This window comes from Marinobacter suaedae (assembly GCF_030519635.1).
GTDB lineage: Bacteria > Pseudomonadota > Gammaproteobacteria > Pseudomonadales > Oleiphilaceae > Marinobacter > Marinobacter suaedae.
Window position 1 is genome coordinate 1,443,600 of the sequence record NZ_JAUMIS010000001.1, and the last position, 12,553, is coordinate 1,456,152.

Here is a 12,553-nt window from a genome sequence, read left to right on the forward strand (position 1 = left end):
TCAGTCCTGCCCCAGTAACCCGGCCAGGCCAGAGGCCCTGACCACCCGTTGCTGAACACTGTCGCGGAGTACCCGGGGATCGCCGGTAATCAGGCTGAACCAGTGTTTAGCGCGGGTAATGCCGGTGTACACCAGTTCCCGGGTCATCACCGGGCTGAGCCGGTCCGGCAACACCAGGCAGGTGTGGGTGAACTCCGAGCCCTGGGATTTGTGCACGGTCATGGCAAACACCGTTTCGAATTGCTGGAGCCGGCTGGAGGATATCCAGCGGATCTCGCCGGAGCCGTCAGAGGCCGGGAAGGCGACCATCGGCATGGGTTTGGCGTCCTCGCCCCAAGGCACCCGGAAGGTGATGCCCACATCGCCGTTCATAAGGCCCAGATTGTAATCGTTGCCGGTTACCATGACCGGACGGCCGTTGTACCACGGGCCCTCACCGGTTCTGATCAGGCCCTTGCCCGAGAAATGCTCAACCACCAGCTCATTCAGGCCATCCACGCCCCAGGGCCCCTGTCGTACTGCGCACAGAATCTGAAAATCCGCGAAGGCTTCCAGAACCTGCCGGGCCAGCTGGTCCCAGTCCGAGCGTGGGTTCCGGGCGTTGAGATTATGATCGTTCATCAACTGAAGATAATGGCCATAGCCTACCGGGGGCCTGACCTCGGTGCCCCGGACCTGGCGGTCTTTACCGGCATTCTGAAAACACTCGGGACTGCCCGTCACCGCGTGATTGGCGATCAGCTGTTGCAGATCTGCAGGCAGTTTTACCGGCGTATCCGGGCCCGGCCAGGCGAGATCGTTGAACGACTTGTCACGACACTTGTGCAGCAAGTCGTCACTCAACGCGCTGTTGTTCACCGCGTCGGCCAGCGCCTTGATGCCACTGTTTTCCTCGAACCGGTAACTCCTGCGCAGCATGGCAACCGCCTGGTCCAGGCCCCGTCCATCCCCCTGCTGCAGATCCTCCGGTAACTCGTAGCCCGTTACCTCCCTGAGCCACTGGGCTGTCTCCGCGCTGTAGTGGCCCTCGAAAGCGCGCTGGCACAGTTCCCCCAACACCGCACCGGCATCCACCGACGCCAGCTGATCTTTATCCCCCAGCAGGATCAGTTGGGCGTGTTCGGGCAGAGCGTCAAACACCGACGCCATCATATCCACATCCACCATGGAGGCTTCGTCGATCACCAGAATATCCGCTATCAGCGGATTCTCCCGATCATGACGAAAGCGGCGGGAGTCAGGCCGGCTGCCGAGCAGTCGATGCAGGGTAGTGACCCTGGTGGGAATATCATCCTTTTGCAGGGAGCCGGATAGTTCATCCCACGGCAGCTCCTCGACCGCTTTACTGATCGACTCATTCAGCCGCGCCGCCGCCTTACCGGTGGGGGCTGCCAGGCGAATCCGGAAGACCCGGCGAGCCTGCCCATTGTTGACCCTGGCACCTGCGATCGCCTGAAGGGCTGCCAGCAGCTTCACGACCGTGGTGGTTTTGCCGGTACCCGGGCCACCGGTAATCACCGCAAACCGGTTTCTGGCCGCCAGGGCACAGGCCAGCTTCTGATAGTCCACCCCGCCGTCGGGATTCTGCCTGAACAGCCGCGACAGGGTTGTCGCGAGCATTCTGGCAGGTTCCGAATTGACCTCCGTGAGCTCGGTGGGGGCGGATAACCGGGCGTTGATCCCTTCGGCAATCTGCTGCTCGCAACGCCATAAACGGCGAAGGTAGAGCTTGGTTCCCGACAAGATCAATGGTGTAGTCAGTGAGCCATTACTAACGGTAGAAGATCCATTCAGAGCGGCCATGCAGGTTTCCACCGACAGCTCGCTGAGGATGTCCTCCGGCATCAGACAGGCTTCAGCGCCGTCGGTTCGGTGGCCGTCTTCCGGCGGTAGTGCCAGGGTGCTTCGGGGGGCGCTCAGCAGGGCATGCAGGTCGATACACACATGCCCGCGACCGACCTGGTGGGATACCAGTGCGGCCAGCAGAATGACGATGGGATCCAGCGGTTCCCCCTGCTCCGTGGATGACTGCCGGAGAAACCGGGCGAACTCCACATCCAGTGGTTGCAGCCAGTCATTTCCTCGCCATTGCGCCAGCAGGCCCATCATGGCCTCTGAGTCCCCCAGGAGGGTCTGTGGTTCGGACTGCTCTGGTGCAGAGGTGTCGGGACTGTCGGTGTCCAGATCGAGCGCAAACTGCAGATCAGACGGTCGCTTCGGGCTCATGCGGCCACCTCCCCTTTTCTTGTCCCGCCATCGAACAGGGTATCCAACGCTTCGATCAGTTGTCTTGGTGGCTTATCCACAAAGGCGCCCGAGGTCGGTCCCCGGTATCCCCGCAGGAACAGGTAAACCGCGCCTCCCATATGCTCGTCGTAGCTGTAGTCTTTCAATCGGTCCTTCAGCAACCGGTGCAGGGCCAGCAGGTACAGCAGGTATTGCAGGTCGTAACGCTTGTCGAGAATGGCCTGGCCCATGGCCTGCTGGGTATAGGCGTTGTCGTCCTCACCCAGATGGTTGGATTTGTAATCCAGCACGTAATACCGCCCCTCGTGTTCAAACACCAGATCAATAAATCCCTTCACCATGCCGTTAAACCGGTTCTCTTCCGCCCGTGGGCGGTCGGCACCGTCCAGGGTGTTCTCGGTGGCAAGTTGGTCCAGGCGCCTGATCGAGACGTTCCGGCTTTCAAACCAGAACTCCAGTTCCGGCCGCACCGTGCCCAGATCCGTCAGGGCGGCCCGGGTATCGGTGGTGCGATCGAGTGGCAGGGGCGTCTGGATCAGCTCCAGCATCCATTGACTCAGGGAGTCGGCCCATTCACCCCAGCCCCGGGTGGTACAGCGACGGGTCACGTACTGACGAAAGTTTTCCGGATCACGCGCCACAACGGCAAAACCCTGTTCGCAGCACCATTCCAAAAGTTCGTGCAGAAAGGTCCCGGCTCCGGCTCCCCGGGGAAAGTGGTGCTGGCTGTAGGTGGAGATCGCCGGTTGAGCATCGACATTATCTACCTTGCCTTCTTCACGCAGGTTCTGGCTCTCCGCATCTTCCACCTCGCCACCAAACACCACGCCACTGCCGGACAGGCCGGTGTATTCGATAGTGGAATAACTGGCAATCCACCAGTCTTCCCGCGCCTCGCGCAGGGACTCCAGCGCGGGGCCCAGGGCATCCGGCGCCTGCTCGGTGTATTCCCCGTGGCTGGGTTCCGGTAACGGCATCAACTGGATGGCGGGCTCAGGTTGAACCAGGGGTTCGAGGCACTGTGCGAGCGGCTGATCCTTGTTGTTATCGCCACCGATCAGGTACCCCAGGCCACTGTCGGTCCAGTCCTTGATGGCTGCCACACCCACCCAGGTTGCATGGCGGGCACGGGTCAGGGCCACGTAGAGCTTGCGGATGTCTTCCCCCAGCCGTTCCCGGTCGGCCCTGGCCAGAAGTTCGGCAGACGGATCAAAGGCCGTCACCAGTGTGCCCTGCTCGTCGTGAAAACGAACATAGGCCCGGCTGCCACTTTCTGCCCGGAAGGCGGTGCCGAACGGCAGGAATACCAGTGGGTACTCGAGGCCCTTGGATTTGTGCACGGTGATGACCTTCACCAGGCCCGCATCGCTTTCCAGTCGCAGGCTCCGGTGCTCGTCCTCTTCGTCGGCCGCTCGCAGGATCTGGGTGTAGTGATGCACCAGGGCGTGCTCGCCGTCCATCTGCAGGCTGTCTTGTTGCAGCAGCTCGGCGATGTGCAGAATGTCGGTAAGTCTTCGCTCACCGTCGGCCCGCTGCAGGAGCTGGGCGGGAACCTCGAAGTCCATGAGCAGGCTACGGAGCATGGGCAGGACACCCTGGGTCTGCCACTGGTGATGGTATTGCTCGAACCGCTTGATTTCCCGTTCCAGAGCGACTTCATCGGTAAGCAGCCGGTCCAGGTCCCGCCAGGAGCGCGCGAGGGTTGGTGTGGCCAGGGCGGCACGGGCCAGCGACAGTTGCCCGGGCTCGGCAACTGCCTTGAGCCAGCACAGAACTTCCTGGGCTTCCCTGGACCGCAGGACCGAATCCCGGTCGGACAGGTACACGCTCTTGATTCGCCGACGACCCAGGGCGTCACGAACCGCCGCGGCTTCGTTGCGGTTATTGACCAGGATGGCAATGTCCTGTGGCTTGACCGGTTCCAGATCCTCCGGATCCTCATGCAGGGCAAATCCGGCCCGCCCCACTTGCCCCAGGCTCAGCACGCGTGCCACTTCACTGGCACAGGTCTCGGCAACCTGGTCGGTGGCTCGTCCCTTGGCCAGAGGCTTGGGAGCACCGTTTTTGTCTTCCTCGTCACTGTCGAGCGTCCAAAAGCTCAGGCTGGGCTGGGCCTCGCCATCAATGCACCACTGCCGCCTGGTGCCCTGTGCGTCGACGCCCTGAAACGGCAGCGGCGTGGTGTCGCCCCTGCCGAACAGGAACGCACCGTCGGAACGGTTCTGATCGGCGTAGTCGAAAACCCGGTTGACCGCCGCCACCATGGCTTCGGAGGACCGGAAGTTACGCCCCAGGGTCCAGGTTCGCTCCTGAACACCCTGGCGCGCTTCCAGATAGGTATAGATATCCGCCCCACGGAAACCGTAAATCGCCTGTTTCGGGTCACCGATCATCAGCAGGCAGGTGTCGGCGTCGTTGTCCTCGACCCGATAGATCCGGTTGAAGATCCGGTACTGGGTCGGGTCGGTATCCTGGAACTCATCAATCAAGGCCACCGGGAACTGCCGGCGAATGGTAGCCGCCAACTGATCGCCCCGGGGGCCATGCAGGGCGGTGTCGAGCCGGGTGAGCAGGTCATCAAAGCCCATTTCGGAACGTTTCTGTTTTTCCGATTCCAGTCGATCGGCGACCCAGACACTGGCGTGTTTGAGAATATCCGACCGGGCACTGCCGGAATCCCGGGCAAAGTCCTTCAGCTCGGCGATGGCGTCGAAGGCGGGATGTTCCGGGACCGGTCCTTCGCCCTTCAGAACGCCGGCCAACCCGTCCGGGGTCTGATTGGTGAAACCGGCGGACTCGATTTTATCGGGCAGCGCGTCCCCGGATTCGGCCCAACCGGTGAGCAGCCCCCAGGCCTTGACCATGGCATTCTTGCTGGCACCGTGCAGACGTTTGCCCTTATTCAGGTCGTCCAGTAGCTGCACTACCTCTGCCTGCCACTGCTGCCAGGGCAGAGCTTTCAGTTCCTGGGACCGTTCGCGCCGTTGCCGGACCAGCCGATCAATGGCCTCGCCCGGGTTGCCGGCGGGTGCTGGCAGCTTGTTCGCGTCCGATAACAGTCCCCGGATCGACTGCCTGAGGTCTTGCGGGGTTTTCCAGTGCCGCAGGGCTTCGTCCATCAGGCCTGTGTCCAGCGGGTAAATGAATGTTCGCCAGTAATCCCGAACCACATCGTCCAGCAATTCACCCTGGTCGGTTTCCAGGGTCAGCTTGAACAGGCTGCCACTGTCAAAGGCGTGTTCGCTGAGCATCCGGTTACACCATCCATGGATCGTGGACACCGCGGCCTCGTCCATCCATTCCGCCGCCAGTAACAGTTTCTTTCGGCATTCCGGCCAGGTGTCCGGGTCGGGATAGCTGTTGTCCCGAAGCTGGTACAGCAGCCTGGTTTCCGCGGTCGGTTCCTGAACCTCACCGGCGTCGGAAAACACCTCGGCGGCCTGGGTCAGCCGGGCCCGGATACGGTCCCGCAGTTCCTTGGTGGCGGCGTCGGTAAAGGTCACCACCAGCAGGTTCGGCGGCAGTATGCCGCTGGCCAGCGGGTTGCCGGCTGCCTGGCCGTGCCCCAGTACCAGGCGTACGTAGAGGATGGCGATGGTAAAGGTTTTGCCGGTACCGGCACTGGCCTCAATCAAGGTACTGCCGTTCAGGGGCAGGGTCAGGGGATCGAGGTTCGGACTCGTCTGGTTTGTCTCTGTGCTCATGCCTTCCCCTTGCTGGATTTCTTGGCGTGTTCCCACAGCGGCATATACAGGGCCCTGGCCAGGGGCTCGAATTCACTGCTGTCGAGAATGGCGTCGGGGTGATCAAAGCTGGCCGCCAGGTATCCCCTATCCCGCTCAAGGGCATTGAGGTAGGCCACTTCTGCCTCGGACCGGGCGCGCTCAGGATCTTCTTTCTGCAACCAGGGAATCCAGGCAAAGGCGGTTTCGGCGTGCACTGGCAAAGCCCGGGTGGTGGCCGCCATCCAGGCCGAGATCAGGGCCTGGAAATGGCGCCGGGCGGTCTCAGGCGGTAACGGCTCGAACCGGAAACTGTTGTTTTCTTCCTTGCCGAGGATGCGGGTTTCGAACGGCCGGTCTGACAGCTGGCCGGCCAGGTGAATCACCCAGTCTTTCAGCAGGTTGGGGTAGCGGATTTTGCCCGTTCTCCCGGCACCGGAAAGAAGACTGGAACCGGCGATTACCAGACGACACCGCTGGCCGCGTTCGTTTTGCCGCAGGTCGGCAATCAGGTCAGCAATCTCCACTTCCGCCTTCACCCCGCCCTCGTCGTTCTCAAAGGTGCTGGTGAATTCCTCCGGCTCGGCCAGCACCGCAGGCCAGTTGGCCAGTTCCCGTTGATAGCGATCGAACAGATTGGGCAGGCGAGGCTTCAATTCACTGCGCAGCCGGTGTTCGGTTACCCCCATACCCAGGTCGCCGCGCCGGGCCATCCGCGCCAGGGCCTGTTCCAGCCGGGCGTCCAGTTCTTCATGGCAGCCGGCTTTCAGCACCGCTTGCTGGATCAGTTCGTTGTCCAGTCGCCAGCGGTCCAGACCGGTCAGGTCAAAGGCTTCGTTGTCGGTGTCTTCCTCGGCCACTTCGTCGAAAAACACCTGCAGCCGCCGCTGGTAGAAGGTCTCGATCGGCCGTTTCAGGAAGTTGGCCAGATCGTTCAGGCTGATGGGCTCTTCTGGCTTCTGGTAAGGCAGGGGACCCGACGTGTCAGTACGGTTCTGCACACCGTGGGCGGTGCGCCACTCCCGCTCATAGGTAAACAGATTGCCCGCCTGCAGAATCGCCTTGAGGGGGCTGACAGGCTTCTCCTCGTGCCCACCCTGTTCATTGGCCAGCGGGAAATACGCCCGGCTGAAGGGTTGCAGAGGGTGTTGGGTGGTCAGCGCCCGGGTCACGGATGTCCCGGTTTCCCCTGCCGGGTGCCAAAGGGCGTCGATGTGGTCCCGCAGCTGGCTGACCAGCACCGAGGGCGGGCGTTCGGAATCGTCCCGGATACTGCGCCCTACCCAGCTGACGTACAGCTGTTCACGGGCCGACAGCAGCGCCTCCAGGAACAGGTAACGGTCGTCTTCCCGTCGGGAGCGATCCCCCGGGCGGTAGTCGTTGGCCATCAGGTCAAAATCCACCGGCGGCCGTGAGCGGGGGTAATCGCCATCGTTCATCCCCAGCAGGCACACGTGGCGGAAGGGGATCGCACGCATCGGCATGAGGGTGGCGAAGTTGACTTTGCCGGCCAGGAAACGCTGATTCAGGCCGCCTTCATCCAGACCCGCGAGCAGCACATCCCGGACAATATCCAGTGGCAGTGGTTCTGCCGTCAGCCCGGCAGCAGCGGTATCGTCGAGCCACTGTTCGACCTGTCGGCGAAAACGGTTCAGCAGCAGCAGATCGTGCCCTTCCGCTTCCTGGAAAAAAGTTTCCAGCATAGCCGAGACCTGCTGCTCCCACGCTGCTGCTGAGCGGTCTTCCTGAAGGGCTGACCAGAGGCTTTCCAGGCATCCGAGAAACTCCGCCAGACGACCGGCCACGGCCGCTTGCAGGCCAGCCACTTCGCCGTAGGGTTCGATACCGGCCCAGGCTTCATCGTCACCCATACCATAGCCCAGCAGCATGGCCCGCAATCCGGACTGCCAGGTATTGCGTTCCAGCTCTGCTGGCAGATCCAGGCTGGCGCGATGCTGCCCGTGCAGGCCCCAGCGGATGTTGGCACCTTCCACCCAGCGCCGGACCAGGGCAATCTCGGCTTCCTCGATCCGGAAGCGGGTTCGGATGCAGGGCACTTCCAGCAGGCTCAGGATCTCGCTGACACCGAAGCGACTGCGGGGCAGAGACAGCAGCGTTTCCAGCGCGATCAGCACCGGTTCATGGTGGCGCTGGCCCTGATCCGAGATGGTGAACGGGATGTGTCGTCGGCTGCCAGGCTGATAGCGGCCGAAGACCGCCTGGATGTGGGGTGCGTAGACGTTGATGTCCGGCACCATCACCATCACATCCCGCGGGCGCAGGCTCGGGTCGGCATTGAACTCGGCCAGCAGCTGATCATGCAGGATTTCCACTTCCCGTTGCGGGCTGTGGGCGTCATGGAATCTCAGGGAGCGGTCCCGGGCCGGATCCAGCCGTCGATGTTCCGCGCGGATGTCCGGCAGGGGCGTCAGGTTATAGATGTCGTTCTGCAGCTGGTGCAGGATCCGGGGGCTCTGCGGATCCCCGTGGGCCGAGAAAATGTCGATCTTCTGGTCCGGCGTCTCCAGCTGACCCCGGTATTCTTCCGGGTTATCGAATTCATCCAGCAGGCGGATGTAATCCCTGCCCTGTTTGCCCCAGGCCGCCAGCAAGGGGTTGGCGTGCTGGTGCAGCAGCTCCGGGTCGGTCACCGCTGACAGAGTGGGATGCCTGGCTCCCCTTTTCCGCTGAGCGTTCAACAGGTCCCGGTCACTGACAATATCCGCCCAGTAGAACTGGCAGGGGTTGTGGACGCACAGCACCACCTGGGTGAACCGACTGAGAACAGACAGTGCCTCCAGGGCCTGGCGGGGCAACGAGGAGACGCCAAACACCACAATGCGCCGGGGCAGTCGGGCCGGGTTGGACGGCGCGGGCAGTTGCCTGCCCAGGTCCACAAACCGGGTGTGAATGCGGGACCGGCTGGTGTGTGACAGTCCTTCGGTATCCTGCACGAGGGAGCGCCACAAAACGGCCTGCCAGCGGGTTTCCGGCTCCAGCGGGCGCTCTTCGCCCCGGGCGGAGATGGTGATGTCCCGTCCCTCTTCCCACGCGGCCAGCCAGTCGGCACGGAATACCTGGTACTGGTCAAACAGGTCCGCTATTTTTTCCGCCAATTGATAGATCCGAAGGGCGGTGTTCTGGCCATCCATGAACCGCGCCAGGGGGGAAAAGGACGAATCCTGTCCTTCCAGGTCTGGCAACATCCGGTACAGGCGCCACAACAGTCGTTGTTTATCAAAGGGAGATTGCTCCGGTACCTCACCCTCGGGTAGCACCGCCCGGTAGGCCTGCCAGATAAATCGGGCCGGGAACAGGAAGTCCATACCGGCGGCAATGCCCAGCCCGCCTTCGGAGCCATCCTCGGAACGTTTCTCGGCCAGCGCCAGCTTCAGCCACTGGGCGATCCCGTTACTTTGCACCAGAAAGGTTTCGCTCTCCAGGGGTGGTAATGGGTGCTCCCGGCACAGGAAGACCACCGCCCGGCGGAGGTCTTCCAGGTGGTTGGCGTGAATGGCGTAGAAGCCAGGCTGGGTGGCGGAGTGGTTGGCCATGAAACTCCCTGTGCGGAAAACCTGCGTGCGACTCTATACAGGGTATCGCAATCGGGAAGAAAATCAGACCGTTATCCGACCCAATAAATCTGAACGTCAGGGCGGGGGCGGTCGCATTGAACGGCTGTGCCTGAGCACAAAAAAGAGGGTCATGGCGACCCTCTTCTGATTGCTTCGAACAACTCGGTCAGCGACCTACAACCTACAAGGGGACTCGCATGGATTCGGAGGTGGTGACCGGCATGCCGATCATCTCATCGGTGCCGGTCGGCGGTATGACTTCGGTCTTGGTGACCGACATGCCGTGAAACGCGTCGCGGGCTGCGCAGGCGCCGGAAAACATCATGACCCGATCCTCTTCATCGGTCAGCACGTAGCCGTGCCCTCCCACGTAAAACCGGGCCATGTAGTAACGCCCCTCCATCGACACAATCTCTAACATATCGATGGTCTGCTTTTTCAACGCTTTCATTGAACTCAACTTCATATGCATCGAGAGTCTCCCGCTTGCGGTTGAACCATGAAGACTTATACGGCGGTGATTCGTTGTCAGGTCAAAAATTGACCAGAAAACGATCTGAATGATTGGTGATGGCGTAAACTGAAGTGAGGCTGCTTAGAGGAGGGTTTGGTCATGCAAACCACACGAGCTGCACACCGAGGCTGGTCGGTACTGCCCTTTCTGATCGTCAGCGCCTGGACACTACTGCCAACTCTGCTGCACGCCGAAGATGAAACCGATGTGGCGATTCGAGACGCCATCATCCGGCAAATAGAAGCGTTCGCCAACGACGATGAAGAGGGAGCCTGGACGTATGCCTCGGAAGGCATCAAGCGCCGATTCGAGTCGTCAGACCAGTTTGTGGACATGGTTCGGAAGCATTATCCGGCGGTCCATGGGGCGAGCGGCATCGAGTTCGTTAAACGCATCCCACACGGCGCCTTTGAGATTCAGACCGTGAAAATCAGCGGGCCGAACGGACTTCACTGGGATGGCTACTATCGAATGGTGAAAATCCGGGGAGAATGGAAGATTGCGGGCGTGCGCCTGGCGCCGTCTGACCCCGGAATATGACCCCGGCATCATTGATGATTGATATCTGGAGGAGTGAGCGAGGCGAGCAGGATCAGCTCGCCTCGTGCCGGTTTTCCCCGTTGAGTTATCTCCCCAACCTTGGCCACGAACGCGTCCGACAACCTGTTGATGCAAAAGGTGGTCGATCAGGCTCTCCATGACAAACCAGCTGGCAGGGACTAACTTGAAAAGGTGAATCAGGAGATCATTCCTTGTCGCCAGCCGGCGTCAACGGTGCAGAGGAAAGGTGCCGTGCCCCATAATTCAGTGTTTCGCTCAATGCCTGTTCTGGCCTTGTTGATGGCTGTTGCCGTTGTGTCCGGCTGTGCACTCCCGGCGATGACCGATCGCCCGGGCAGCAGTGCCCTATCGTTTCAGTACACCTCGGATACCCGGCTGGGCGGTGCCATTGCCCCGGCGCTGGAAGACAACGAAGGGCTGAGTGGCATCGTGCCCCTGGCGGACCCTTACGATGCCTTTGCGGCCCGGGTGCTTCTGGCCGAGGGCGCCGATGCCTCGCTGGATGTTCAGTATTACATCTGGCAGAACGACATTACCGGCACCATGTTGCTCTACTCCCTTTACCGGGCGGCCGAGCGTGGGGTTCGGGTGCGCCTGTTACTGGACGACAACGGGATTGGTGATCTGGACGACGCGCTCGCCAGTATGGACGCCCATCCGAACATTGAAGTCCGGCTGTTCAACCCGTTTGTCACCCGCAGCCCCAAATGGATGAATTACTTTGTCGCCTTTCCCCGCCTGAACCACCGCATGCATAACAAATCGTTCACCGCCGACAACCAGGCGGCCATTATTGGTGGCCGCAACATCGCGGATGAATACTTTGGGGTTGGCGAAGGTGCCCTGTTCACCGATCTGGATGTGCTGGCGGTGGGTCCGATCGTGGATCGGTTGTCATCGGATTTCGATATCTACTGGGCATCGGACTCAGCGTACCCGGCAAACCTGATACTGCCAGAACCCGAGGACGATCAGCTGTGGGAAATCATGTCCAATGCCCAGGCACTGGAAGCCAGTGACGAGGCACTCGAGTATGTCGAGGCCGTGGAGCGCTCTAACTTCTTACAGAATCTGCTGACCGGCGATCTGGCGTTCACCTGGGCACCGGTAACCATGGTGAGCGACGACCCGTCCAAGGCACTTCAGGAAGCGGATAAGGAAGATCTGCTCAGTGAACAGCTGAAGGTTGCCCTGGGCGAGCCGGCCGAGCTGGTGACTCTGGTGTCCCCTTATTTTGTGCCGGGCAAACGGGGTGTGGATATCTTCCGGAAACTGGAAGAGCGAGGGGTGGATGTGCGGATCCTGACCAATTCACTGCAGGCCAATGACGTAGCCATGGTGCATGCCGGTTACGCCAAGTACCGAAAACCCCTTCTGGAAGCGGGGGTGGAGCTGTATGAGATGCGTCCCCAGGGGGACCGTGAATCGGTTGAACGACGCCTCACTCAGGGACTATCCGGCAGTTCCTCGTCCAGCCTTCATGCCAAGACCTTTGCCATTGATGGTGAAACCCTGTTCGTAGGCTCGTTCAATTTCGATCCCAGATCCACCAACCTGAATACCGAACTGGGGTTTCTGATCGAAAGTGAAAAGCTGGCCGGTCAGCTCGATACCTACTTCGATGAGCGGGTACCCATGGTGGCTTACGAAGTGATGCTGGATGACGATGGCGATCTGGAATGGATCGAGCGTAACGGTGACGAGGTGGTCCGTCATGACCATGATCCGGAGAGCGGCCCGTTCAAACGGATGATGGTGATCTTTTTCTCACTGATGCCCATCGAATCGATGCTGTGAGAAGGAACCTGACGAAGAGCAGGTAACGGAAAAACTAAAGAAGGGAGGGAATAGTGGTCGGCGTGGCAGGATTCGAACCTGCGACCCCTTCGTCCCGAACGAAGTGCGCTACCAAGCTGCGCCACACGCCGATCAAC

The 12,553-nt window shown here is 61.0% G+C and carries 6 protein-coding genes and 1 tRNA gene; 2 read left to right on the plus strand and 5 right to left on the minus strand.

Annotated features, from left to right (window positions below):
* The 4 genes from recD to QVZ43_RS06620 all read right to left on the minus strand — a co-directional run bounded on the left by recD (nt 1) and on the right by QVZ43_RS06620 (nt 10,016).
* Nucleotides 1-2,226: an exodeoxyribonuclease V subunit alpha gene (gene recD / locus QVZ43_RS06605; protein ID WP_302909308.1), complete on the minus strand. Its 2,226-nt coding sequence runs from the start codon at nt 2,224-2,226 to the stop codon at nt 1-3.
* Entirely contained in the window at nt 2,223-5,951 is a 3,729-nt protein-coding gene (recB, locus tag QVZ43_RS06610; protein WP_302909309.1) for an exodeoxyribonuclease V subunit beta, read from the minus strand. The genes recD and recB overlap by 4 nt, the downstream gene beginning before the upstream one ends.
* The gene (recC, locus tag QVZ43_RS06615; RefSeq protein WP_302909310.1) at nt 5,948-9,523 is read right to left on the minus strand and encodes an exodeoxyribonuclease V subunit gamma; all 3,576 of its coding nucleotides are present in this window, start codon (nt 9,521-9,523) and stop codon (nt 5,948-5,950) included. The genes recB and recC overlap by 4 nt, the downstream gene beginning before the upstream one ends.
* 202 nt (nt 9,524-9,725) lie before the next feature.
* Nucleotides 9,726-10,016: a DUF6482 family protein gene (locus tag QVZ43_RS06620; protein ID WP_223795082.1), complete on the minus strand. Its 291-nt coding sequence runs from the start codon at nt 10,014-10,016 to the stop codon at nt 9,726-9,728.
* 141 nt (nt 10,017-10,157) lie between these two features.
* On the opposite strand from QVZ43_RS06620, the gene QVZ43_RS06625 reads away from it, so the two are divergent.
* Complete coding sequence (locus QVZ43_RS06625) at nt 10,158-10,598, plus strand: DUF4864 domain-containing protein (protein WP_302909311.1); 441 nt, start codon at nt 10,158-10,160, stop codon at nt 10,596-10,598.
* A 279-nt stretch (nt 10,599-10,877) separates the two neighbouring features.
* Nucleotides 10,878-12,416 carry a phospholipase D family protein gene (locus tag QVZ43_RS06630; RefSeq protein ID WP_302909655.1) on the plus strand — a complete coding sequence of 513 codons (1,539 nt, stop codon included), beginning with the start codon at nt 10,878-10,880 and terminating at the stop codon, nt 12,414-12,416.
* 54 nt (nt 12,417-12,470) lie between these two features.
* Here QVZ43_RS06630 and QVZ43_RS06635 read toward each other — a convergent pair.
* Nucleotides 12,471-12,547: transfer RNA gene (locus QVZ43_RS06635), tRNA-Pro, on the minus strand.
* Nucleotides 12,548-12,553: the final 6 nt, after the last annotated feature.